We start from the raw sequence: 24,487 nt of genomic DNA, 5'->3' as shown, positions 1-24,487 counted from the left end.
ACAGGATTGCCCAAATGCCTAAGATCATTGATGCAAAGGTCATCGTCACCAGCCCCGGCCGCAATTTCGTCACCTTGAAGATCATCACCGAAGACGGCGTCTATGGCTTGGGCGACGCCACGCTCAACGGCCGCGAACTCTCGGTCGCCAGCTATTTGCAGGATCATGTCATCCCCTGCCTGATCGGCCGCGACGCGCACCGGATCGAGGACATCTGGCAATATCTCTACAAGGGCGCCTATTGGCGTCGCGGTCCCGTCACCATGTCCGCCATCGCTGCCGTCGACACCGCGCTGTGGGATATCAAGGGCAAGCTGGCTGGCCTGCCGGTCTACCAGTTGCTGGGCGGCGCCAGCCGTGAAAGCGTCATGGTCTATGGCCATGCCAACGGCACCACGATCGAGGATACGGTCAAGACCGCGCTGGAATATCAGGCGCAGGGTTACAAGGCGATCCGCATCCAGTGCGGCGTGCCGGGCATGGCGTCCACCTATGGCGTCAGCAAAGACAAATATTTCTACGAACCGGCCGACGCCGACCTGCCGACCGAAAATGTCTGGAATACCAGCAAGTACCTCCGCGTCGTTCCCGAATTGTTTAAAGCCGCGCGCGAAGCGCTGGGCTGGGACGTCCATCTGCTGCACGACATCCACCACCGCCTGACCCCGATCGAAGCCGGTCGCCTCGGCAAGGATCTGGAGCAATATCGCCCCTTCTGGCTGGAAGATGCGACGCCTGCGGAAAATCAGGAAGCCTTCAAGCTGATCCGCCAGCACACCACCACGCCGCTCGCCGTGGGCGAAATCTTCAATTCGATCCATGATTGCCGCGAACTGATCGAAAACCAGTTGATCGATTATATCCGCGCCACCGTGGTCCATGCCGGCGGCATCAGCCATCTGCGCAAGATCGCCAACCTCGCCGACCTGTATCAGGTTCGCACCGGCTGCCACGGCGCGACCGACCTGTCACCGGTCTGCATGGCCGCCGCGCTGCATTTCGACCTCAGCGTGCCCAATTTCGGCGTACAGGAATATATGCGCCACACGCCGGAAACCGACGCCGTATTCCCGCACGCCTACACCTTTGCCGACGGCGCCATGCACCCTGGCGAAGCGCCGGGTCTGGGCGTCGACATCGATGAGGAACTGGCCGCCAAATATGAATATAATCGCGCCTTCCTGCCGGTGAACCGGTTGGAAGACGGCACCATGTTCAACTGGTGATCGAGTGACCCGTCCCCTCTTATCATCGTCATTCCCGCGCAGGCGGGAATCCATCTCCCGGCCTCGCGTCTCCGCATTGCTAAGGAGATGGATCCCCGCCTGCGCGGGGATGACGAACGCTTTTGATTGGAGGGGCGAATGACGGACATCCCCAAACCCGCCATCCCCAAACCCGCCATCCCCAAACCCTCCGGCAAAGTCCGCTGGATCGTCTGCGGCCTGCTCTTTGCCGCCGTGGTCCTCTCCTATGTGGATCGCCTCGTCCTGCCGACGCTCAAGCCCGATCTTCAGGCCCGCTATGGCTGGAGCGAGAGCGGCTATGCCAGCCTCGCCATCTGGTTTCAGGCGGGCTACGGCATCGCCTATGTCATCTTCGGCCGACTGATCGACCGGATCGGTGCGCGGGCGGGCTACGCGCTTGCCGTGACGCTGTGGACGATCGGCCATGTCGCGCACATCTTCTTCACCTCCACCGCCGGCATGCTGATCGCCCGCATCCCGCTGGCCATGGGGGAGGCGGGGACGTTCCCCGCCGCCATCGCCGCAACCAACGAATGGTTTCCCAAGAAGGAGCGGGCGTTCGCCATCGGCATCTTCAATGCCGGGTCCAATGTCGGCGCGATCCTGACCCCGCTGGTGGTGCCTATCATCGCGGTGACGCTGGGCTGGCGCTGGGCCTTCATCCTGACCGGGTTGCTCACCGTCTTCTGGCTGGCCGCATGGCTGACCTTCTATCGCCGCCCGCGAGACAAGAAGAGCCTCAGCGCGGAAGAACTGGCCTGGATCGAAACCGATCCCATCGAAGAAAAGCGCCCGGTCAAATGGGCCACCCTGTTCCGCCATCGCCAGACCTGGGCCTATATGTCCGGCCGGTTCCTGATCGACCCGGTGTGGTGGACCTTCCTCTTCTGGCTGCCCGACTTCTTCAACAAACAATATGGCGTCAAGATGCTGGACTTCGGTCCGCCGTTGATCGCCGTCTATCTGCTCGCCGATGTCGGATCGATCGCCGGCGGCTGGGCCTCGTCGCGCTTCATGGGTCGGGGCTGGAGCCTCAACCGGTCGCGCAAGTCCGCCATGTTCCTCGCCGCGCTGTGCGCCGTGCCGATCGCCTTTGCTGCCCATGCGCCGTCCATGTGGATCGCGGTCGGCCTGATCGGTTTGGCCTGTGCCGGGCATCAGGGCTTCTCCGCCAATCTCTACGCGCTCCCCGGTGACGTCTTTCCGCGCTGGATGGCCGGGTCGGTCGTCGGCCTGGGCGGCCTGGCGGGCGCGGTCGGCGGCATGCTGATGGCCAAGTTCGCCGGCATGATCCTCGAAACCGTCGGCAGTTTCGGCCCGATCTTCGCGGTCGCTTCCATCGCCTATCTGATCGCGCTGGCGGTCATCCATCTCCTGCTGCCCCGCTACCAGCCGGTGGTCGCCTCTGTTCCCGAAAGTGCCGCATGACCAAGCCGCTCAGCCTGCACCCCGACCGCCTCTTCCCGTCGGACCCCGCCACCCGCGATATTGCCCGTCGCCTCTATGCGACGGTGAAGGATCTGCCGATCGTGTCGCCCCACGGCCATACCGATCCGCGCTGGTTCGCCTATGACGAACCCTTCGCCAATCCCGCCGACCTGCTGATCGTGCCCGATCATTATGCCTTCCGCATGCTGATGAGCCAGGGCGTGAAGCTGGAGGAACTGGGCATCCCGACGGTGGACGGCAGCGCCACGGAAAGCGATCCGCGCGCCATCTGGCGCCGTTTTGCCGAGCGCTATGACCTGTTCCGCGGCACGCCGACCCGGATGTGGATGGACTGGGTCTTCGCCGAAGCCTTCGGCATCGACGTGCAACTCAGCGCCGAGACCGCCGATCATTATTATGACGTCATCGACGCCGCGCTGAAAACGGACGCCTTCCGCCCGCGCGCTTTGTTCGAGCGCTATAATATCGAAGTGATCGCCACCACCGAAGGGCCGCTCGACCCGCTCGACCATCACCGTGCGATCCGCGCGTCGGGTTGGAGCGGCAAGGTCGTCACCGCCTATCGCCCCGACCCGGTGCTCGACCCCGACGATCCGCGCTTCATCGCCAATGTCCAGCGTTTCTGCGAGATGGCGGGCGAAGACCCCTCCAGCTTCGCCGGCTACCTGCGCGCCCATGAAAAGCGCCGCGCCGATTTCCGCGAGGCTGGCGCCACCTCCACCGACCATGGCCACCCGTCCGCCTTCACCGCCAACCTGCCGCGCGATGAGATCGAGGCGCTCTACGCCAAGGTCACCACAGGCCCCGCCACCGCGCACGAGGCCGAACTGTTCCGTGGTCATATGCTGACCGAAATGGCGCGCATGGCGATCGCGGACGGCATGGTGATGCAATTGCATCCCGGCGTCCATCGCAGCCACAATGCCGCCGTGCTGGCCCGTTTCGGCAAGGACAAGGGCGGCGATATCCCGACCGCCGGCGAGTTCGTGCAGGCGTTGAAACCGCTGCTCGATGCCCATGGCAACGACCCGCGCCTGACGCTGATCCTCTTCACCCTGGACGAGGATGTCTATGCGCGCGAACTCGCCCCGCTCGCCGGCCATTATCCCGCGCTCAAGCTGGGGCCGCCCTGGTGGTTCCATGACAGCCCGGAAGGCATGCGCCGTTTCCGCGAGCGCACCACTGAAACGGCCGGCTTCTACAACACGGTCGGCTTCAACGACGACACCCGCGCCTTCCTGTCGATCCCGGCCCGCCATGACGTCGCCCGCCGCATGGATTGCGCCTGGCTGGCGCAACTGGTCGCCGAACATCGGCTGGAAGAGGATGAGGCGTTGGAACTGGCCCGCGCGCTCGCCTATGACCTCGCCAAGGCGGCGTACAAGCTGTGAGCCGGCTGTCATCCGCCAGGCTGTCCTCCGCCACGCTGGCGCACTTGCCCGCCGATGTCCTCCTGCAGGCCTATGATCGCGCCGCCGTCACTTGCGGCGTCGTCCATATCGGCATCGGCGCCTTCCACCGCGCGCATCAGGCGGTGGTGTTCGATGACGCCCTCAATGCCGGCGACCTGCGCTGGGGCATCGTCGCCGCTTCGCTGCGATCGCCCGGCGTGCGCGACCAGATGCAGCCGCAGGACGGACTCTACACCATGCTGGTGCGTGACGGCGCAGCAGAGCAGGCCCGCATCATCGGCGCGGTGCAGCAGGTGATCGTCGCCCCGGAAGACCCGCAGGCACTGCTCGCCGCGCTGGCCTCGCCCGACACGCACATCGTCACCCTGACCATCACGGAAAAGGGCTATAAGCTCGACCCGTCGACCGGGGCGCTGATCGCGGACGATCCGCAACTCGCCGCTGACCTCGCCTCGCTCGAAAGCCCGCAGACTGCCCCCGGCTATCTGGTCGCCGCGCTGGCCCTGCGCCGGGCGGCCGATCTTGCGCCTTTTACCGCCATCAGTTGCGACAACCTCCCGCATAATGGCGCGCGGTTGCGGGGTGCCGTGCTGGAACTGGCGCGTCGTCATGACGCCGATCTGGCCGACTGGATCGCGGCGCACGGCGCCTTTCCCGAAACCATGGTCGATCGCATCGTCCCCGCCACCACGCCGGACGAAATCGCCGCGCTCGCCAAGCGCCTCGGCATCGAGGATCAGGCGATGGTGAAGACCGAACCCTTCCTCCAATGGGTGATCGAAGACAAATTCTGCGGCCCCCGCCCGGACTTCGGCGCCGGCGTGCAACTGACGCAGGCGGTCGCCCCATGGGAGGAAGCCAAGCTGCGGCTGCTCAACGGCGCACATAGCGGCATCGCCTATCTGGGTGGCCTCGCCGCGATCGACCATGTCCATGACGTGCTGGCGCTGCCGGAAGCGCGCGCCTTTGTCGAAGCGCTCTGGGACGAGGCGGAAACCACGCTGTCGCCGCCGCCCGAACTGGATGTCGCCGCCTATCGCCGTGACCTCATGGCGCGCTTCGACAATCCGACGCTGCGGCACCGTACGCGCCAGATCGCGATGGACGGGTCGCAAAAACTGCCCCAGCGTCTGCTTGCACCCATCGCCGCGCGACTGGCGGCCGGGCAGGGGATCGACGCCCTCTCGCTCGCCGTCGCGGCCTGGATCCGCTGGCAGGCAGGCCGGGACGATAGGGGGAACGAGCATCAGGTGGACGATCCGCTTGCCGCACCGATCGCCGCTGCGCTCGCCGATGCCGGGACTCCGCAGGATCGCATCGCCGCCATCCTCGCTTTTGACGCCATGATTCCCGCCGCGCTTGTCGCCGATGATCGCTTCAGCACAGCGCTGACCCGTTGGCTGGTCATATTGGAAGAAAAGGGTGCGCTCGCCGCGCTGGCGGCTTTCCGCCACTGACAACGTAGTCACCTATATCGTTACCATTGTTGCTGCCTGATGCCTTGACAAAGCAGATGACAGGTTTATTGAAGCCATAGTGATAGCGCTACCAGTTTACGCCCACCGGATAGTCGGGGGCGGCGCTCAGGAGAGGGGATTGTTCATGTCTTCACGCACCCAGATTTTTCGTGTCGCGCTGTTCGCCGCGTCCGCCATCGGCTCGCTCAGTCTCGCGCAAGCCGCGTCGGCGCAGGACGCCGCGCCGCAGGCCGATGCCGTCGCACCCCAGGATGGCGACGTTGCCGACATCGTCGTCACCGGCATTCGCGCGTCGTTGCAGAGCGCTACCAACGCCAAGAAGGACGCGGTGGCATTCGGCGACTCGATCTTCGCCGAAGACATCGGCAAGCTGCCCGCCACCAACCTCGCCGAAACACTCAACCGCATGCCGGGCGTGCGCCTGAAGCGCGATAATAATGGTGAAGGCACGCAGGTGTCGATCCGCGGTCTTGGCCCCAGCTTCTCGAAGGTGTTGCTGAACGGCTCACAGATTCAGGTGGCGTCGGATGGCGGCACCAATGGCGGCAGCGCCAACCGCGAAGTCGATCTCGACTTCTTCCCGTCGGAACTCTTCACCCGCCTCGACCTCGCGAAAAGCCCGTCGCCCTCCACGCTGGAAGGCGGCATCGCCGGCACCGTCAACCTGCGCAACGCGCGTCCCTTCGACAAGGAAGGCACGCACATCACCGTCGTCGCGCAGGGCCAATATACCAGCCCCAATGACAAGATCAGCCCGCGCGGCGCGATCGTCGCCAGCCACACCACCGACACGTTCGGTATCCTGGTCGGCGTCGCTGGCGTAAAGACCAAGACTCGCATCAAGGGCTTTGAATCGGTCGGCTGGACCGATGGAAACCTGGGTGTCGGCGATGCTGGCGGCAACAACTTCTCCTGGGCCTCGGTCGTCCCCGCCAATGCCGGCCATGGCCTGGTCGCCGGCGATCCGGTCGATGTCGTCGCGACATCGGGCCTCACCCGTTCGCAACTCAGCACTGCGCTGCTGCCGCGTCTTGGCCGCGAAAGCCTGACCGAGGGGACGCGCTCGCGCATTTCGGCGCTGGCTTCGCTCGAATGGCGCCCCAGCGACACGCTGCATTTCGCGATCGACGGGCTGTGGGCCAAGTCGACCCGCGATTATACCAAGGTCAACATGAACTGGCAGGTCCGCAACTCCGGTCCGGGCACCAGCGCCCAGTCGACCGGCGGCATGATCCCGATCGACCTGACCGTGGACGACAATAATGTCGTGACCAGCGGGACCTTCGCCAATTCGTCCTATTTCCTGGAAGCCAGCCTGTTCAAGCAGACCACGAAATTCTGGAACATCAACCCCAGCGTGAGCTGGGAACCGACCGACAATCTGAAGGTCAACCTCAGCGCCAACTATTCCAAGAGTCGTTTCTTCCGCGAGCAGCCGACCTGGGCGTTCCAGACTACGCCGAATTCGGGCGTCGACACCTATTATGAAAATAATGGCGGCGATTATCCGTCGATCACGTCGAACCTCGACCTCAACGATCCCGACAATGGTAGCTGGCAGTGGTATCGTCAGAACATCCAGATCGTCCGCCGCAAGACGGAAACCAAGGGTGCGCATTTGGACGTCATGTATGGCGACGACATGTTCAACGTGAAGGTCGGCGCTGCCTATGACCAGGCGATCCGCTCGATCCGCGCCTATGACAACAGCTCGGCCTATCAGTTGTCGGTTTGCGGCACGGGCTGCACCGGCGCGACCGGGACGATCCCCAACAGTCAGATCGCGCAATATCTGAAGAGTTCCTCGACTGCCGGCTTCGTCGTGCCCGACTTCAATGCCATCAAGCAGGCGACCGACTATGCCAGCTATCGTGACAGCGCGCCGGAAACGCGCGGTGCCGTGACCGGCGGCGCGACCGGTGACATGGACGAAAAGGTGCTGGGCGCCTATTTCGAGCTGAACGGCGTGACCGAAATCGCTGGCCGCGACCTGCATATCAACACCGGCATGCGTTATGCGCATACCGATCAGGAAGTAATCGGCCCCAGCCAGGTCGGCACGGCGATCGTCGACATCACCTCGCGCTCCAAATATGAAAATTTCCTGCCGTCGATCAATCTGACTTATGACGTGGCCGATAATATCAAGCTGCGCGCATCGGCTTCGCGGACGATGACCCGTCCCGACGCCGGCCAGATCCTGCCGGGCGTCACCTTCTCCGATCCGTCGGCGCTGGTGGCCAGCGCAGGCAACCCGGACCTGAAGCCCTACACCTCGGATAATTATGATCTGGGCGGCGAATTCTACACCGGCGGAATCGGCTATATCGGTCTGTCGGCGTTCATGAAGAATGTGCAGGGCTTCACTGTGACGCAGTCGACGCAGGCGACCTTCGGATCGCTGAACATTCCCTTCAGCAGCCTGCTGTCGACCCAGCAGAATGCGCTGAACGATCGTGCGACGGCAACCGGGGTGGCGGTCAACGACCTCGCCATCACCGTGCAACGCCCGGTCAACCTCAGCGACCTGAAGATCAAGGGTCTGGAAGGAACCTGGGTCCAGCCGCTGGACTTCTTCGTCAAGGGCCTCGGATTCTCGGCCAACGGCACCTATCTCAAGCAGTCCTCCTCGTCGGGTCTGGTGGCCGAAGGCGTGTCGAAATATTCCTACAACCTTCAGGGCTTCTATGAAAATCATGGCCTGTCGGTCAGCCTGAACTATGTCTGGAACGGCAAGTCCATCGCGCTCAACGGCCCACAGAACGGCATCACCGGTGCGGACCTGAAGGCCGATGCGCGCGGTCAGTTCGATCTGTCGGCCGGCTATGAACTGCCGTTCTTCAACAAGGCGATGCGCCTGACGCTCGATGTGCTCAACATCACCAACGAGCCGATCCGCACCACCTTCGAATATTCCAACGCCGCCTATTCGGTCTATTATCCGGGCACCTCGGTTTTGGCCGGCATCCGGGCGAATTTCTGATCCTCCCCAAGGACCAACTGACAGGGCCGGCCGCAACGCCGGCCCTTTTTCTTCGCGGGGGATCGGGCCGCGATCGGGATCGGATGCTTCCAATGTTGGATTTTATCTGATCTATCCGGGCCATGTTCCAAGGGAGCACAAGCCCGATGTAGGACGTGACGCTTCGCGAGGGCCTGGCGAGCGCATGACGAGCGCTTCGCGAACGCTTCGGCCCCGAAAAGGGCGACAACGGTGTGAACTTCGGCCGTCGCTTCGGTGGCGCGCCACAGGGTCAAAAGGCAAGGCGATGATGCGTCTCTCTCTCCTCTTCGGTCTCCCGCTCGCCCTGATCGCGATGCCGGTCGAGGCAAGGACCTGCACCCCTACCTGGGTCGCTGGCTGGGCCTCCTCGCAAGTTCGCCCCACCGGCGACGCGGAACTGCCCGCCGGCACGTTGCGCGACCAGACGCTGCGCCAGATCGTGCGCCCCTCCGTTTCCGGGGACCGTCTGCGCGTCCGCTTTTCCAACCTCGCCGGCACGCAGCCGCTGCGCATCGCCGGCGCCAGCATCGCCCGCGCACGGGGCAGCGCATCGCCGGCCGTCGATCCCGGCACGCTCATCTCGCTGCGTTTCGACGGCGCGCCCGAAGTGGTGATCCCCGCCGGTGCCGACTATCTTTCCGACCCGGTAGCGCTGCCGACCAAAGCGCTCGACACTATCGCCGTTTCGATCCGCTATGATGGTGAGCCGGAACAGACCTCCCACCCCGGATCGCGCGCGACGTCATGGCATCTGCCCGGTAACCATCTGACCGACGAGGCGATGTCCGGCGCCGCCAGCTTCGACCACTGGTTCAATCTCGCCGCGCTGGAGGTGGAGCGGTGCGCGCCAGCGAACCTCATCGTCGCGCTGGGCGATTCCATCACCGATGGCAAAGGCTCCACCACCAACGGCAACGACCGCTGGACCGATATATTGGCGCAGCGGCTTCAGGTCGATCCGAAGCGCCGCCACATCGCGGTCGTCAATCAGGGCATCGGCGGCAACCGCCTGCTCAACGACGGCCTTGGCCCCAATGCTCTGGCGCGGCTCGATCGCGATCTGCTGGCCCAGCCCGGCGTGACGCACATGATCCTGTTGGAAGGAATCAACGATCTTGGCATGCTGACCCGCGACGCGCCGGTCAGCGTGGCGGACCATCAGGCCCATGTCGCCCGCATCATCGGCGCCTATCGCCAGATCATCGCCCGCGCCCATGCGAAGGGTATCAAGGTGATCGGCGCGACCATCATGCCCTTCGTCGGCAATGATTATTATCATGCCGACGCACAGAATGAGGCTGATCGGCAGGCGGTGAATGATTGGATCAGGAAGCCGGGCAATTTCGACGCACTGATCGACTTCGACCGCGTGACGCGCGATCCCGCCCATCCCGAACGGCTGCTCCCTGCTTATGATGACGGCGACGCGCTTCACCCCTCGCCAACAGGGTATAGGGCGATGGGGGAGGCGATCCCGCTCAGCCTTTTCGACTGACCCGCCTGTGCCCGGCCTCCAGCACCGTCTCCATCGCGACGAAGGTGGATGTGCTGGCGACATGGGGCAGGGCGCTGATCTTCTCGCCCAGAACGACCCGATATCGCCGGATATCGGACGTCCGCACCTTGAGCAGATAGTCGAAATTGCTTGCCAGCATATGACATTCCTCCACTTCCGGGATGCGCCGCACCGCTGCATTGAACTCCCGCAAGGCCGCCTCCCGCGTGTCGGACAGCTTCACTTCGGTAAAGGCGATATGATCCATCCCCAGTTTTGCGGGGTCCACGATCGCCCGAAAGCCGCGAATGACGCCAGCTTCCTGCAACCGCTTCAGCCGCACCTGGCAGGGCGTCTTGGAAAGCCCAACAAAAGCAGCCAGATCGGTGACGGTCATCCGGCCATCCTCGACCAAAGCGGCTATGATCCGTCGGTCGAACTCGTCCAGTTCGACTATGATGGGCTTATTCTCCATCTGATATGCCTAGCAGGAGCCACTTAATAAGTCACTCCGACCGGATAGGGGCCATTCATAAGGCGGAACGAAAATCTGATATGGATTATTCTCCCTTCATGACCGAACAGCCCCCCTTCGCCGCCTTCGCCCCCGTCCTCCGCCAGCCCACCCCGCTGCGTGCAGCGATCACCGCCGCCTACCGCCGCGACGAGGCCGAAACGCTCGCGCCGCTGATCGCCGCCTCGACCCTGCCGGCCGAGATGAAAGCAGCGGTTGCCGACACCGCCCGCACCCTCGTCACCGCGCTGCGCGCCAATCACAAGGGCACCGGCGTCGAAGGGCTGGTGCAGGAATATGCGCTCTCCAGTCAGGAGGGCGTGGCGCTGATGTGCCTGGCCGAAGCGCTGCTGCGTATACCCGACACCGCCACCCGCGACGCGCTGATCCGTGACAAGATCGCCGACGGTGACTGGGGCTCGCATCTGGGCGGTGACAAGTCGCTGTTCGTCAACGCCGCCACCTGGGGTCTGGTCGTCACCGGCAAGCTGGTCGGCAGCGTGGACGATCGCGGCCTTGGCGCGGCGCTGACCCGGCTTGTCGCCCGCGCCGGCGAACCGGTCATCCGCCGCGGCGTCGACCTCGCCATGCGGATGATGGGCGAACAGTTCGTCACCGGCGAGACGATCAAGGAAGCGCTCAAGCGCGCAAGGGAACTGGAGGCGAAGGGCTTCGCCTACAGCTACGACATGCTGGGCGAAGCGGCCACCACCGCCGCCGACGCGAAACGCTATTATGCCGATTATGAACAGGCGATCCATGCCATCGGCAAGGCGTCGGCGGGGCGCGGCATCTATGCCGGCCCCGGCATCTCGATCAAGCTGTCCGCGCTCCATCCCCGCTATGTGCGGGCGCAGGTCGACCGGGTCATGGCCGAACTGCTGCCTGCCGTGAAAAAGCTGGCGCTGTTGTCGAAGGGCTATGACATCGGCCTCAACATCGACGCGGAGGAGGCCGACAGGCTCGAACTCTCGCTCGACCTGCTGGAAAGTCTGGCGACCGATCCCGACCTTGCCGGCTGGAACGGCCTTGGCTTCGTGGTGCAGGGCTATGGCAAGCGTTGCCCCTTCGTAATCGACTGGATCGTCGACCTGGCCCGCCGCGCCGACCGCAGCATCATGGTGCGCCTCGTCAAGGGCGCCTATTGGGACGCAGAGATCAAGCGGGCGCAGGTGGACGGCCTGGCCGACTTCCCGGTCTATACCCGCAAAGTGCACACCGATGTCGCCTATATCGCCTGCGCGCAGAAACTGCTCGCCGCGCCGGACGCCGTCTTCCCGCAATTCGCGACTCACAACGCACAGACGCTGGCCACCATCTACCAGCTTGCCGGCCCGGACTTTCAGATCGGCCGATATGAGTTTCAGTGCCTCCACGGCATGGGCGAACCACTTTACGAACAGGTCGTTGGCGCGGACAAGCTGAACCGCCCCTGCCGCATCTATGCCCCCGTCGGCACGCATGAGACATTGCTGGCCTATCTGGTCCGTCGCCTGCTCGAAAATGGCGCCAACAGCAGCTTCGTCAACCGCATCGCCGACCCCGATGTCTCGATCGAGGAAATGATCGCCGATCCGGTCGATGTGGTGAACGCCATGGCGCATCCCGGCCACCGCCACGACCAGATCGCGCTGCCTGCCGATCTCTATCCCGAACGGCGTAATTCGGAAGGGCTGGACCTCAGCAACGAAACGACGCTCGCCGCATTGGGCGATGCGCTGCGGCGCAGTGCGACGATCAACTGGGCTGCGGCGCCCGAAGCGGCGGCTGGGCCATCGCGCACCGTCTTCAATCCGGCCGATCACCGCGATGTGGTGGGCCGTGTCACCGAAGCATCGCCGGAGGAAGCCCGCGCCGCCGCCATTCGCGCCGCCGCGTCGCGCTGGCCGAACAGCCCGGTCGCCGACCGCGCTGTAGCGCTGGATAATGCCGCCGACGCGATGCAGGCGCGCATGCCGATCCTGCTCGGCCTCATCGTCCGTGAAGCTGGCAAGTCCTTGCCAAACGCCATCGCCGAAGTGCGGGAGGCGATCGACTTCCTGCGCTATTATGCTGCGCAGGCCCGCACGACCTTCGGCCCGGCGCAGCAGGCGCTTGGCCCCGTCACCTGTATCAGCCCCTGGAACTTCCCGCTCGCCATCTTCACCGGTCAAGTGGCCGCGGCGCTGGTCGCGGGCAATCCGGTGCTGGCCAAGCCGGCCGAGGAAACGCCGCTGATTGCCGCCGAAGCGGTTCGCCTGCTCCATGAAGCGGGTGTGCCAGCGGATGCGCTGCAACTGTTGCCCGGTGACGGCCGGATCGGCGCTGCTTTGGTTGCCGCGCCCGAAACCGCCGCCGTCATGTTCACCGGATCGACCGAAGTCGCCCGCCTGATCCAGCGGCAACTGGGCATGCGCCTGTCGCCGACCGGACGTCCCGTTCCGCTGATCGCCGAAACCGGCGGCCAGAACGCGATGATCGTGGACAGCAGCGCGCTTGCTGAACAAGTCGTCGCCGACGTCATCGCGTCCGCCTTCGACAGCGCCGGTCAGCGCTGTTCGGCGCTGCGCATCCTCTGCCTTCAGGCGGAGGTCGCTGACCGCACGCTGACAATGCTCAAGGGTGCGCTGGCCGAATTGCGGATCGGTCGCACCGACGCGCTGAATGTCGATATCGGCCCCGTCATCTCCGCCGAAGCGCGCGACGGCATCAACACACATATCGACGCCATGGCGGCGCTGGGCCGCAGGGTGGAGCAGAGCGTGCTGCCGGTCGAGGCTGCGCATGGCACCTTCGTCCCGCCGACGATCATCGAGATCGACTCCATCGCCGACCTTGGCCGAGAAGTCTTCGGTCCAGTCCTCCATGTCCTGCGCTTCAGGCGGGACCGGCTGGACGCGCTGGTCGATCAGATCAATGCGACCGGCTATGGCCTGACCTTCGGCCTGCACACCCGGCTGGATGAAACCGTCGCCCGCGTGACGGCCCGCGTGAAAGCCGGCAATATCTATGTAAATCGCAATGTCATCGGTGCGATCGTGGGTGTTCAGCCCTTCGGCGGCTGCGGTCTGTCCGGCACTGGCCCCAAGGCAGGCGGGCCGCTCTATCTTGGACGACTGGTCACGACGCCGCCAGTCTTCGCAGCGCGTGTCAGCCATCTACGCTCGCCGCTCCACGCCTTCGCCGACTGGCTCGACCAGCAGGGGGAAGGGGAGGCCGCCGCGCAGGCCCGTCGCACCGGCGATGCCTCGGCGCTCGGCGTCGAACTGGCGCTGCCCGGCCCGGTGGGGGAACGCAACCTTTACGCCCTGCATCCGCGCGGTCGCATCCTGTTGCGCCCGGCGACCCGTCAGGGCCTGTTCCGCCAGATGGCGGCCATACTCGCCACCGGCAATCATGGCGTGGTGCAGGGGATGACGGTCCCGCCCGGCCTGCCGGCCGATGTCGCCGCCTGTTTCAGCACCGATGCCAGCGGCCATTACGCCGCCGCGCTGGTCGAGGGCGACGCCGCCAAGATCGCGGCGACCGCCCAGTGCGTCGCGGATATGCCCGGTCCGATCGTGTCGGTGCATGCCGACGATCATGGCCATGGCTATTGCCTCGACTGGCTGCTGGAAGAACAGGCCATATCGGTGAACACGACAGCGGCCGGCGGCAATGCCAGCCTGATGATGATCGGCTGAGGTGTGCCGCGTCAGTTCAGGTCATGGAAAGGGCGGATTTCGATCTCGCTCGGTCCGGGCATGGGGTTGGGGCAGCGCTTCACCCATGCGACGGCCTCCTCCATGTCCTTGACCTCCCACAGCCAGAAGCCGGCGACCAGTTGGCGTGGCTCCGGGAAAGGGCCGTCGATGACCCTGCGGTCCGGCCCGTCGAAGGCGACCCGCTTGCCCGCGGAAGATGGCATCAACCCATCGGCCATGATGAGGATGCCGGCGTCTCGCAGCGCGTCGTTGAAACGCCCCATCGCATTCATCATCGCCTCCGTCTCAGGCGTAGGATGATAGCCTTTCTCGCTATCCTCGGTCGCTTTCACCAGCACCATCACACGCATCGCCAGCCTCCTCCTGCCATCCCGCATCGCACGGACGCGGCAATGTCCGCATTTCTCCGTCGGCGTGCAAATCTTTTCGCTTATGCGTCCAACCTACGTCTGCGGTAGCTGGACGGGGTTTCCCCGGTCATGTTGCGGAACGCCCGATTGAAACTGCTCTGGCTGGCAAAGCCCAGAAATTCGGCGATATAATTCATCGAGGCGTCGGATTGGCCCAGCATTTCCTGCGCCCGTTCCAGCCGGGTCTTCAGCACATATTGATGCGGACTGACGCCCGTCGCTTTCTTGAACACGCGGCAGAGGTGCGACGGAGTGATGCCGATCTGCGCCGCCATCTCGTCCAGCCCATGCTCCGCCTCCGGCCGCTCCCGGATCGCATTCATGATGTGATGGATGCGATAGGCGGAAAAGGCGGAGGTCGGAAAGTCCTGCGCCGCCGCCTTCACCGGGCCGCGCAGCATATGCGCCTTGAGCGCGTCGATCAGGGCCGAGACATAGAGGTCGCGCGGGCCGTCCGATGGCGTATAGAGTTCGGCCAATATCTGGCGGGCAAGCGCGGCGCCCAGCGGATCGTTGAAGGCGAAGCGCATGCGCGAAAACTGGTCCAGTACCGATGCCGATCTCAGATCGTCTGCGTCGATGCTGAGCGTCACGACGTCCAGTTCGCCGTCGACCAGCCATTTCGTGCTCATCGTCGCCGGCACGATCGTCGCGGCACCGGGATAGGATGTCGTCTCGCTCCACCCGTCGCGATCCCAGGTGCGCACATTGGTCTTGCCGGCCAGTTGCACCACGAACAGCGGATCGGGCAAAGGGGGCAGGGCATAGCTGCCGACGAACTGGCGCCAGCGACTGAAGCGCCAGCGACCGTCGGAGGATTCCAGCTTCACCTCCGGGTCGCGCTTCAGCGTATCGGCGATGATCGCCTCGCCATGCCATCTGCCGTCCCTATGCGAGGCCGCTTTCATGACGCGATGGCTCCGGCGAATGGACCGATCATCTTCACTCTCCTTCTTGTTCCGCCAGCTTAGCGTCTGGTCCGCGAAATTCATCCATCAGTTTGCGTTTCATCAATTTGCCGGTGGGTTCGCGCGGCAATTGCGCACGCCAAGCGAAGCTGCGGGGCGTCTTGACGCTGCCGAGCGCGGCGCGGACGAAGCATGTGAGGTTCTCATTCAGGGCGGTGTCGCCCGTCACGCCCTCGACCGGCTGGATGATGGCCAGCACCCGTTCGCCCATGTCCTCGTCCGGCACGCCGATCACGGCGGCGTCGACGACATCAGGATGGGTAACAAGGCAGTTTTCGATTTCCTGCGGATAGATGTTCACCCCGCCGGAGATGATCATGAAGCTGCGCCGGTCGGTCAGGAAGAGATAGCCGTCCGCGTCCAGATGGCCGACATCGCCCAGTGTCGCCCAGCCCCGGTCATCATGGGCGGCGGCTGTCTTGTCCGGGTCATTATGATAGGTGAAGGCCGGCCCATCCGAGAAAAAGACGTCGCCCGTTTCGCTGGCTGCGACTTCCTGCCCATCCTCTCCGACGATACGGACCCTGCCGAGCACTGCCTTGCCGACCGATCCCGGCCTTGCCAGCCATTCGGAGGATGACAGAGCCGTGATGCCGCAACATTCCGTGCCGGAATAATATTCGTGGACGATCGGTCCCCACCAGTCGATCATCGCCTGCTTGACCGGCACCGGGCAGGGTGCGGCGGCGTGGATGACGGCTTCGAGCGATCCATGATCGTAGCGGGTACGGACATCGGCCGGCAGTTTCAGCAGCCGCACGAAATGGGTCGGCACCCAGGTCGCATGGGTGACGCGGTAGCGTTCGATCAGCGCCAGCGATTCCTCCGCGTCGAAGCGATCCATCACGACCACCGTGCCGCCGAGCCGATGGATGGTCATCGCCCAGCGCAGGGGCGCTGCATGATAGAGGGGGGAAGTGGAGAGATAGATGCTGTCTTCCCCCATGCCATAAAGGCTGGTGCCCATGGCCTCCAGCGCGGTCTGCGCGTCCAGTGAGCCACCGGGCAGCGGGGGCTTCACCCCCTTGGGCCGGCCGGTGGTGCCGGACGAATAGAGCATGTCGGTTCCGGCGCTTTCGTCCGGGACGGGCGTGTCGGGATAGCGGGCGGCGCTGGCGGACCAGTTTTCGAGCGGGCCGATGGCGCTGTCGACCAGATAGCCCTGTACGCCGTCCGCCTTCGCCAGCGCAGCCTGTGCCAGCGGGGCGAGCCGGTCGGACGCGACCAGGATGCGCGCGCCCGAATCCCGCAGGATATAGGCGATGTCGGTGAAGGTCAGCTTGGTCGAGATGCTGGTGAGATAGAGGCCGATGCGCTGGGCTGCCCAGCCAATGTCGAAGATCGCGGCTTCATTGTCCATCAGGAGCGCGATCCCGTCACCCCGCACACAGCCGAGCGCGCGCAGCAGGTGGGCGCCACGGTTGGCGGCGGCCTCCAACTGGGCGTAGCTGATGGTCTGGTCGGTCGCCGGCAGGATGATCGCCGGGCGATCCGGGTCGCTGATCGCAAATGGCCTGGGGTGCATGGGTGAGCCTCTCCAAAAATCATGCAGCATGATGCGCGGAGCATGGTCGGCCGGGGCCGCTATCGCTCGCGTCTTGCGCTTGATGGCTACAGAGGCCCGGTTTGCGCGCCAGTTCAAGGCAAGCGCAAGAAATGCCAAATCTGGCATCAACTCTGGGTAAAGCCTTCCCGGTTCGGCTGGGCTAGGTCTGCTCCATCATAACCGCATCCCCCGCCAACAGGGGGAAGATGGAGGAGAGGGTATAATGAAGGTCATCACGGGCAAGGCGTTGGCGATTCTGCTGTGCAGCGGCGTGTCGCAGGTCGCGCTGGCGCAGGAAGCGAGCGCGCCCCAACCGGCAGCGGATAATGGAGACATCATCGTCACCGCGCAGCGCCGGTCGCAATCCATGCTGTCCGTGCCATTGGCCATTTCCGCGCTGGGCGGCGAAACGCTCCAGAACAAGGGCATTTCCAATTCCGCCGCGCTGGCGACGGCGGTGCCCAATCTTCAGGTCAGCAGCCCCTATGGCAGCACCCAGCCCAATTTCTCGCTGCGCGGCATCAGCGTCGCCAATGAATATAACAGCAACCAGGCCTCGCCCGTCGGCGTATACATCGACGATGTCTATATCGCCGCACGGACCAGCCACGGCATGGGTCTGTTCGACCTGGATCGGGTGGAAGTGCTGCGTGGACCTCAGGGCACCTTGTTCGGTCGCAACACGACCGGCGGCGCGATCAACTTCATCACGCGCGCGCCCAGGCTGTCCGGCACCAACGGCTATGCCGAGGTCGGCTACGGCAATTTCAACACGTTCAAGGCGCAGGCCGCGATCGAAACCACGATGGTCGAGGATGAACTGGGCATCCGCATCGCCGGCAATTATGAAAAGGGCGACGGCATGCTGCACAATGTCGCGCCGGGCGGCCGGGATTCCAACAGCGTCGATACGGCGCAGGGCCGCGTCTATCTGCGCATGAAGCCGGGCAATGGCCCGCTGGATATCAAGATCCGCGCCTATGCCGGGCGCGATCGCGGCGCGCAGGCGGCCATTCACGGGCTGACCGGTCCCAACACGCCGGGGCAGGGCTTTTTTGACATCAACGAAAATGACGTAGGCGAAAACCGCACCGACGCCTGGGGCGTGGCGGCCAATGTCGCGCTGGAACTCAGCCCGACGGTCACGCTCACGTCCATCACCTCCTACGATGGCGGCAAGCAGAACCTGCAACAGGCGGCGGACGGTTCGCCGCTCGACGTGCTCAATATCAACTGGCGCTCCAGTTTCCGCCAGTTCAGCGAGGAGGCGCGCCTCAATTATGAAGGCGATCGGCTGAAGCTGGTCGGCGGCGGCTTCTATGGCTGGGACCGCACGATCACCGACAATCGCTTCAACATCGGCAGCGCCCTGGGGCCGGGCGTCGATGGCGGCTTCTTCCAGCACTATCGCCAGACCCGCCGCTCCTATGCCGCTTTCCTTCAGGGCGATTATAGCCTGACCGACAAACTGGTCCTGACCCTGGGCGCGCGCTACACGTGGGACAAGGCGCGCTATGGCGACGGCTATGCCTATCTGTTCGCCGGCCCGTTCGGCAGCGCGGGCACGCCGCTTGCCAGCACCGTGCCCTGCGCCGGAGTGCCGGGCACCTGCGCCTATGATCCCGCCGCCCGTTTCGCGATCGACGGCAGCAACAAGGCGCTGACCGGCCGCGCGGCCTTGAGCTACACGTTCGACGGCGGAACGCTGGTCTATGCCAGCTACAGCCGGGGCTATCGGTCCGGCGCGTTCAATGGCGGCGGCTACACGTCATCGGTCGGCATCACCTATATCGACCCCGAACGGGTCAACGCCTATGAAGTGGGCGTCAAGGGCCGCTTCCTCGACAACAGACTGACCCTGTCCGCCGCCGGCTTCTATTATGACTATAGCAACCAGCAGGTACAGGATACGCGGCCCGGCCCGGTGTCCTTCCTGGTCAACGCGCCCAAATCGCAAGTCTATGGCGGTGAGGTGGAGGGCAGCCTGCGGCCCTTCGATGGCCTGGTCATCAACCTGTCGGGCGGCTATCTCCACGCCACCTACAAGGAACTGACCTTGCAGGGCACGGACCTGTCTGGCAACGATCTGCCCTTCGCCCCGCGCTGGACAGGGACGGCCGGGTTCGACTGGACCATCTTCGACACGGGCAGCGACAGCCTGACCTTCTCGCCCACGGTCAATTATTTCAGCCGCCAATATTTCTCGCCCTTCAACGGCACCGATGCAGTCGGCACGGCGCAGAACAACGCGGAATTGCAGCAAAAGGGCTATGCCAAGGTCAATGCCACGCTGGCCTGGGCGCATGGGCCGTTTCAATTACGCGGCTGGATCAACAACGCCTTCAGCCGCAAGACCTACAGCTATGGCCTGGACCTGCGCGGGGCGGGCTTCCCTTATAATTTCCTCGTCCCGGCCATGCCGCGCACCTTCGGCGTGACCGGCCGTTTCAGCTTCTGACGGCGGGAGAGCGCCCATGACCGCCACGCCAGCCGCCCCGGATCTCAAAGACCCCGATCTCTATTGCGACCGGGCGCCGCACGACCTGTTCGCGCGGCTCCGGGCGGAACAGCCCGTCTACTGGAACCCGGAAAGCGACGGGGCGGGCTTCTGGGCGCTCACCCGCTATGCCGACATCGTGGAAGTGTCGCGCAATCCCGGCCTCTTCTCGTCCGCTTATGACAATGGCGGCCATCGCATCTTCAACGAAAATGAGGTCGGCCTGACCGGGGCGGGGGAGGCGGCGATCGGCATCCCCTTCATCTCGGTCGATCCGCCACTCCATACCCAATATCGCAAGTTCATCATGCCCGCTCTGTCGCCGGGGCGGCTGGCCGGGATCGAAGAACGCATCCGGGATCGCTGCCTCAGCCTGATCAAGAAGATTCCGCTTGGCGAAACGGTCGATCTGGTGCCGTTGCTGTCCGCGCCGCTGCCGTTGCTCACCCTGTGCGAATTGCTCGACCTGCCGACCGACATGTGGGTCAAACTCTACGACTGGACCAACGCCTTCGTCGGGGAGGATGACCCCGACTTCCGCCAGTCGCCGCAAGCGATGGCGGCGATACTGGGCGAGTTCATGGCCTTTGCGCAGGGGCTGTTCGAGGAGCGCCGAGCAACGCCGGGGCAGGATCTGGCGACCTTGCTGGCGACCATGGAAGTCAACGGCCAGCCGGTGACGTTCCAGGAGTTTGTCGGCAACCTCATCCTGGCGCTGGTCGGTGCGAACGAAACGACGCGCAATTCGCTGAGCCACAGTGTCGCCGCCTTCGCCGCCAATCCCGACCAGTGGGACTTGGTCCGTGCCGATCCGACTTTGCTGAAGAACGGCGTGCGCGAAATGGTGCGCTATGCCAGCCCCGTCATGCACATGCGGCGGACGGCGACGGCGGACACCCAGATCGGCGGGCAGGCGATCGCCAAAGGCGACAAGATAGTGCTGTGGTACATCGCGGCCAATCGCGACGAGAGCGTCTTTCCCGACCCCGACCGGTTCGACATAAACCGGGGCAATATCCAGCATCTGGGCTTTGGCACCGGCCAGCATGTGTGCGTGGGATCGCGCCTCGCCGAAATGCAGTTGAGGGTGGCGTTCAGTCTCTTGGCGGAGCGTGTCGCCCGGTTCAATGTGATGGCGGCGCCACGCCGATTCAGGTCCAACTTCATCAACGGGTTGAAGAATCTGGACGTGCAGATGGTGCCTGCATGAGGAGAGGATGATGGACCCGGCGCGCGGATCGACCGACGAACAGATTATTTCCGACGCGCTTGGCCGTGCGCCCGACATCCAGTTGGGCGCCGACCATGGACGCTGGCGCCTGTGCCGCTGGCGTCAGTTCGTCGGCAGCTACACCTTGCCGGCTTTACCCGACCCGATGTTCGTCGTGCATATCGCAGGCAAGCCCAATGTCCGCACCTGGGAACGGGACGGGTGGAGCGAGACGAGTTCGCTGCCCGGATGCGCCACCATCGTTCCGTCGGGGCAGCCGACCGGCTGGCTGGTCGATGGCGAACTGGACGTCGTGACGCTGAGCGTCGCGTCCACCGACCTGCAACGCGCGCCCGCGCTCGACCAGTTCAGGCGGATGCGCTTCGCCTTCTCCGATCCGCTGGGCGTGGCGCTGACGCGGCAGGTGCTGGGCGAACTCTATGCGCCGCAGACGAAGGATCGGGACGTCTATGTCGGCGCACTCGTCGATGCGCTCAAAGCCCATATGATGCGCGGGCCGGTGAACGCCAGTAGCGCGGAAATCCCGACCACCGCTTTCTCCTCCTATCGCATCCACGCGATCATGAACGCCATTCTCGACCGGCCCGAAGCCAGTCACAATCTGGAGGAACTGGCGGCGCAGGCCGGCATCACCCCGACCCATTTCTGCCGCGTGTTCAAGAAGGCGACGGGCGTGTCGCCGCATCAATATGTCATGCGCGCGCGGCTCGACCGGGCGCAGCAGATGCTGGAACAGTCCGACACGTCGATGGCGACGATCGCCGACGCGCTCGGCTTCACCAGCCAGAGCCATTTCACCCGCGCCTTCCGCCAGTTTGCCGGCGAAACGCCGAGCGATTTTCGCAGACGCCGTCAGGAGACGCTTCAGTGAGTGCCATTCAGGGTTTCGAGGGACTGGTTCTGCCCGATATGAAGTTACGCGCAGGCGGCGATCGGCTGGCCACCGGGGCGACGATCGCCGACATCGATCCCTGCACGGCGCAGACCTTTGCGCAGATACCGGTGGCCGATGGGAGCCAAGTCGATGCAATCGTACAGGCGGCGCACCGGGCGTTCCATGATCCGGCCTGGCGCGACCTGACGCCGCTGGCGCGCGAGCGGCTGCTGCACCGCTTTGCCGATGCGATCGAGGCAGACTTGCCCCGGCTCGCAGCGCTGGAGGCGCTGGACGCTGGCAAGCCGATCGCGGTGACGGAGACAGTCGATATTCCCGCCGCGATCGGATGGCTGCGCACCTATGCCGGCTGGCCGACCAAACTGGCGGGCCGGGCGGGCACATTGTCCGCCATGCCGGGCCAGTGGCATGTCTACACGCGGCGCGAGCCGATCGGTGTGGTCGCGGCGATCACGCCGTGGAATTTCCCGCTGGTGCTGGCGATGTGGAAAATCGCGCCCGCGCTGGCGGCGGGATGCACCGTCGTTCTGAAACCTGCACCGGAAACGCCCCTGTCCGCGCTGCGGCTGGTGGAACTGGCGCGGCAGGCGGGATTGCCCGACGGCGTGCTGAGTGTCGTCACCGGCGACGGCGCGACCGGCGCGGCGCTGGTGGAGCATCCGCTCGTCGCCAAGATCGCCTTCACCGGATCGACCGCGACGGGGCAGGGGATATTACGGGCGTCCGTGCCTGAATTGAAACGGGTCACGCTGGAACTCGGCGGCAAGTCGCCCTCCATCATTTGCGCCGACGCCGACCTGTCGAACGCCATTCCGCAAGCGGCGATGGGCTGTTTCTTCAACAGCGGGCAGGTCTGTTATGCTGGCACGCGCCTCTATGTGCATCGGTCTGTCTATGACGAGGTGGTGGAGGGCATAGCCACCTTTGCCGCCGGATTGACGCTGGGCAGCAGCGCGGATCGTAGCACCGCGCTCGGTCCGCTGATCAGCGCGCGCCAGCATGAGCGGGTGACAGGCTATGTCGAACGCGCGCGGGCGGCGGGGATAGAGGCGGTGGCGGCGCATGGGGCGCTGCCCGCCGAAGGCTATTATTTCCCGCCCACCCTGCTGCGTGATGTGCCGCGCGATGCGGAGGCGGCGCGGGAGGAGATATTCGGACCGGTGCTGGCCACCGCCGCCTTCGACGATCTGGACGAGGCGATCGACCTCTCTAATGACAGCCCCTACGGCCTAGCCGCCCATGTCTTCACCCGCGACCTGGCAACCGCGCATCGCACGGCGGCGCGACTGGAGGCCGGCACGGCCTTCGTCAACTGCGTGATGCTGGCCGATCCGGCCTTTCCCTTCGGCGGCATGAAGATGTCCGGCATCGGCCGCGAAAATGGCAGCGAGGTGCTGGACGCCTATCTGGAACCCAAGACGGTGGTGGTGGCATTATGAGCGACTTGAGCGTCCATGAAGGCGGGTGCCTGTGCGGGCAGGTGCGCTACAGCTTTTCCGGCGATCCGCTGCTGGTGGCGCTATGCCATTGCACCCATTGCCGCAAGCAGGGCGGCGCGCCCTTCTCGCTGGTCTGCGCGGTCGCGGACGAGGCCTATAGCGAAAGGGGCGAAACCCGCATCTACACGGATCGCGGCGAAAGCGGCGCGGCGGTCTACCGCCACTTCTGCGCCACATGCGGGTCGCCGATCCGGTCGATGGCGGCGGCGCTGCCGGGGTTGACGATCGTCAAGGCCGGTACGCTCGACATGCCCGACCAGTGGCCGCCGATGCTGGAGGCCTATTGCGACAGCGCGCTCAACTGGATGCCGCCCATCACCGACCAGCGTTTCGCGCGGTCCAATATCGGAGAATGAGATGAGCAAGCTGGATGGCAAGGTCGCCTGGGTCACGGGTGCGGGATCGGGCATCGGTCGGGCGACCGCGATCGCGCTGGTGGCGCAGGGCGCGAGCGTCGTGCTGGGCGACATCAATCCGGCGGGGCTGGAGGAAACCGTCGGGTTGTGCAGCGGCGCGGCGACCCTGTCGCTGATGCAGGACGTCACCAGCGAAGCGGCATGGGCAGATGGCGTGGCGGCAATCGACGCGCGCTTCGGCCGGCTCGACATATTGGTCAACAATGCCGGTATCATGATGGCCCAGCCGTTCGAGGAAGCGCCAGTCGAGCTACTGCGCCGGCAGAACCGCATCAACGTGGAGAGCGTTTATATCGGCATGCAGACCGCATTGCCGCTGATGCGCCGCACCATTGCCGATGGGGCGAAGGGCGCGTCGATCATCAATATCGCATCGGTCTATGGCATGGTCGCGGGCGCGCAGTTCGCGGCCTACAGCGCCACCAAAGGCGCGGTCCGATCGCTGAGCCGTGCGGTCGCGGTCGAGCTTGCCAAGACCGGCATCCGCGTCAATTGCGTACTGCCGGGGCCAGTGCAGACCAATTTGGGCGCCGACTGGGAGCCGCCCCGCGACGAGACGGGGGCGCTGATCCCGCCGGAGGTCGCGCTCGCCGCCTGGGCGCGGATGATCCCGATGGGGCGGCTGGGCGTGGCGCAGGATATCGCCCCGCTCGTCGCCTTCCTGGCCGGTGACGATGCCGCTTTCATCACCGGCGCGGAGTTCGTTGCCGATGGTGGCTATACCGCAGCCTGAAGGACATATC

Annotated in this window: 17 protein-coding genes; 13 read left to right on the top strand and 4 right to left on the bottom strand. The window is 64.7% G+C overall.

Annotated elements, in window-relative coordinates; translation table 11 throughout:
- The first annotated feature begins 14 nt into the window (after positions 1 to 14).
- The 6 genes from manD (at position 15) to ASE85_RS14885 (ending at position 10,085) form a co-directional block, all read left to right on the top strand.
- Positions 15 to 1,226 carry a D-mannonate dehydratase ManD gene (gene manD, locus ASE85_RS14910; protein ID WP_056689890.1) on the top strand — a complete coding sequence of 404 codons (1,212 nt, stop codon included), beginning with the start codon at positions 15 to 17 and terminating at the stop codon, positions 1,224 to 1,226.
- A gap of 138 nt (positions 1,227 to 1,364) precedes the next feature.
- On the top strand, positions 1,365 to 2,675 hold the full coding sequence (locus tag ASE85_RS14905; protein ID WP_056689888.1) for an MFS transporter: 1,311 nt from the start codon (positions 1,365 to 1,367) through the stop codon (positions 2,673 to 2,675).
- Complete coding sequence (gene uxaC / locus ASE85_RS14900; RefSeq protein WP_056689885.1) at positions 2,672 to 4,087, top strand: glucuronate isomerase; 1,416 nt, start codon at positions 2,672 to 2,674, stop codon at positions 4,085 to 4,087. Before ASE85_RS14905 ends, uxaC begins: the two co-directional genes overlap by 4 nt.
- On the top strand, positions 4,084 to 5,565 hold the full coding sequence (locus tag ASE85_RS14895; RefSeq protein ID WP_235523552.1) for a mannitol dehydrogenase family protein: 1,482 nt from the start codon (positions 4,084 to 4,086) through the stop codon (positions 5,563 to 5,565). The genes uxaC and ASE85_RS14895 overlap by 4 nt, the downstream gene beginning before the upstream one ends.
- A 145-nt stretch (positions 5,566 to 5,710) precedes the next feature.
- Entirely contained in the window at positions 5,711 to 8,569 is a 2,859-nt protein-coding gene (locus ASE85_RS14890; protein ID WP_056689882.1) for a TonB-dependent receptor, read from the top strand.
- A gap of 289 nt (positions 8,570 to 8,858) precedes the next feature.
- Positions 8,859 to 10,085, top strand: a complete 1,227-nt coding sequence (locus ASE85_RS14885; RefSeq protein ID WP_056690228.1) for an SGNH/GDSL hydrolase family protein — start codon at positions 8,859 to 8,861, stop codon at positions 10,083 to 10,085.
- On the opposite strand, the gene ASE85_RS14880 is transcribed toward ASE85_RS14885, so the two are convergent.
- Positions 10,069 to 10,560, bottom strand: a complete 492-nt coding sequence (locus ASE85_RS14880) for an Lrp/AsnC family transcriptional regulator (RefSeq protein WP_056689880.1) — start codon at positions 10,558 to 10,560, stop codon at positions 10,069 to 10,071. The genes ASE85_RS14885 and ASE85_RS14880 overlap by 17 nt on opposite strands.
- Positions 10,561 to 10,658: 98 nt before the next feature.
- Here ASE85_RS14880 and putA point away from each other — a divergent pair, with 98 nt between their 5' ends.
- Complete coding sequence (gene putA / locus ASE85_RS14875; protein ID WP_056690226.1) at positions 10,659 to 14,261, top strand: trifunctional transcriptional regulator/proline dehydrogenase/L-glutamate gamma-semialdehyde dehydrogenase; 3,603 nt, start codon at positions 10,659 to 10,661, stop codon at positions 14,259 to 14,261.
- 11 nt (positions 14,262 to 14,272) lie between these two features.
- Here putA and ASE85_RS14870 read toward each other — a convergent pair whose 3' ends face one another.
- The 3 genes from ASE85_RS14870 to ASE85_RS14860 form a co-directional block, all read right to left on the bottom strand.
- Positions 14,273 to 14,632: a YciI family protein gene (locus tag ASE85_RS14870; protein ID WP_056689877.1), complete on the bottom strand. Its 360-nt coding sequence runs from the start codon at positions 14,630 to 14,632 to the stop codon at positions 14,273 to 14,275.
- A gap of 80 nt (positions 14,633 to 14,712) precedes the next feature.
- On the bottom strand, positions 14,713 to 15,600 hold the full coding sequence (locus tag ASE85_RS14865) for a helix-turn-helix domain-containing protein (protein ID WP_056689874.1): 888 nt from the start codon (positions 15,598 to 15,600) through the stop codon (positions 14,713 to 14,715).
- Between the two features lie 34 nt (positions 15,601 to 15,634).
- Positions 15,635 to 17,185: an acyl-CoA synthetase gene (locus tag ASE85_RS14860; RefSeq protein WP_056689871.1), complete on the bottom strand. Its 1,551-nt coding sequence runs from the start codon at positions 17,183 to 17,185 to the stop codon at positions 15,635 to 15,637.
- Between the two features lie 244 nt (positions 17,186 to 17,429).
- Between ASE85_RS14860 and ASE85_RS14855 the strand changes: the two genes are divergently transcribed.
- From ASE85_RS14855 to ASE85_RS14830, 6 genes are read left to right on the top strand one after another with little or no spacing between them, the layout of a single operon-like run.
- Positions 17,430 to 19,664, top strand: a complete 2,235-nt coding sequence (locus ASE85_RS14855) for a TonB-dependent receptor (RefSeq protein WP_056689869.1) — start codon at positions 17,430 to 17,432, stop codon at positions 19,662 to 19,664.
- Positions 19,665 to 19,680: 16 nt separating this feature from the next.
- Positions 19,681 to 20,913, top strand: a complete 1,233-nt coding sequence (locus ASE85_RS14850; RefSeq protein WP_056689865.1) for a cytochrome P450 — start codon at positions 19,681 to 19,683, stop codon at positions 20,911 to 20,913.
- A 7-nt stretch (positions 20,914 to 20,920) separates the two neighbouring features.
- A complete protein-coding gene (locus tag ASE85_RS14845) occupies positions 20,921 to 21,805 on the top strand; it encodes a helix-turn-helix domain-containing protein (protein WP_056689862.1) in 885 nt (294 codons plus the stop codon).
- Positions 21,802 to 23,268 carry an aldehyde dehydrogenase family protein gene (locus tag ASE85_RS14840; RefSeq protein ID WP_200928367.1) on the top strand — a complete coding sequence of 489 codons (1,467 nt, stop codon included), beginning with the start codon at positions 21,802 to 21,804 and terminating at the stop codon, positions 23,266 to 23,268. The genes ASE85_RS14845 and ASE85_RS14840 overlap by 4 nt, the downstream gene beginning before the upstream one ends.
- Positions 23,265 to 23,684, top strand: coding sequence for a GFA family protein (locus tag ASE85_RS14835; RefSeq protein ID WP_056689859.1), 420 nt, complete (start codon positions 23,265 to 23,267; stop codon positions 23,682 to 23,684). Before ASE85_RS14840 ends, ASE85_RS14835 begins: the two co-directional genes overlap by 4 nt.
- Before the next feature lies 1 nt (position 23,685).
- Positions 23,686 to 24,477 carry an SDR family NAD(P)-dependent oxidoreductase gene (locus ASE85_RS14830; protein ID WP_056689856.1) on the top strand — a complete coding sequence of 264 codons (792 nt, stop codon included), beginning with the start codon at positions 23,686 to 23,688 and terminating at the stop codon, positions 24,475 to 24,477.
- Positions 24,478 to 24,487: the final 10 nt, after the last annotated feature.

Source organism: Sphingobium sp. Leaf26 (assembly GCF_001421665.1).
Taxonomy (GTDB): domain Bacteria; phylum Pseudomonadota; class Alphaproteobacteria; order Sphingomonadales; family Sphingomonadaceae; genus Sphingobium.
The sequence above is the reverse complement of the archived record's forward strand: the minus strand, read 5'-3'. Positions and strand labels throughout refer to the sequence as shown.

Excerpts from the sequence above, each read along its gene's own strand:
- ASE85_RS14885 (WP_056690228.1), top strand. The coding sequence starts at position 8,859 with ATGCGTCTCTCTCTCCTCTTCGGTCTCCCGCTCGCCCTGATCGCGATG.
- ASE85_RS14865 (WP_056689874.1), bottom strand. The coding sequence starts at position 15,600 with ATGAAAGCGGCCTCGCATAGGGACGGCAGATGGCATGGCGAGGCGATC.
- ASE85_RS14850 (WP_056689865.1), top strand. The coding sequence starts at position 19,681 with ATGACCGCCACGCCAGCCGCCCCGGATCTCAAAGACCCCGATCTCTAT.
- manD (WP_056689890.1), top strand. The coding sequence starts at position 15 with ATGCCTAAGATCATTGATGCAAAGGTCATCGTCACCAGCCCCGGCCGC.
- ASE85_RS14845 (WP_056689862.1), top strand. The coding sequence starts at position 20,921 with ATGATGGACCCGGCGCGCGGATCGACCGACGAACAGATTATTTCCGAC.
- ASE85_RS14890 (WP_056689882.1), top strand. The coding sequence starts at position 5,711 with ATGTCTTCACGCACCCAGATTTTTCGTGTCGCGCTGTTCGCCGCGTCC.
- uxaC (WP_056689885.1), top strand. The coding sequence starts at position 2,672 with ATGACCAAGCCGCTCAGCCTGCACCCCGACCGCCTCTTCCCGTCGGAC.
- ASE85_RS14835 (WP_056689859.1), top strand. The coding sequence starts at position 23,265 with ATGAGCGACTTGAGCGTCCATGAAGGCGGGTGCCTGTGCGGGCAGGTG.
- putA (WP_056690226.1), top strand. The coding sequence starts at position 10,659 with ATGACCGAACAGCCCCCCTTCGCCGCCTTCGCCCCCGTCCTCCGCCAG.
- ASE85_RS14905 (WP_056689888.1), top strand. The coding sequence starts at position 1,365 with ATGACGGACATCCCCAAACCCGCCATCCCCAAACCCGCCATCCCCAAA.
- ASE85_RS14830 (WP_056689856.1), top strand. The coding sequence starts at position 23,686 with ATGAGCAAGCTGGATGGCAAGGTCGCCTGGGTCACGGGTGCGGGATCG.
- ASE85_RS14855 (WP_056689869.1), top strand. The coding sequence starts at position 17,430 with ATGAAGGTCATCACGGGCAAGGCGTTGGCGATTCTGCTGTGCAGCGGC.
- ASE85_RS14860 (WP_056689871.1), bottom strand. The coding sequence starts at position 17,185 with ATGCACCCCAGGCCATTTGCGATCAGCGACCCGGATCGCCCGGCGATC.
- ASE85_RS14880 (WP_056689880.1), bottom strand. The coding sequence starts at position 10,560 with ATGGAGAATAAGCCCATCATAGTCGAACTGGACGAGTTCGACCGACGG.
- ASE85_RS14870 (WP_056689877.1), bottom strand. The coding sequence starts at position 14,632 with ATGCGTGTGATGGTGCTGGTGAAAGCGACCGAGGATAGCGAGAAAGGC.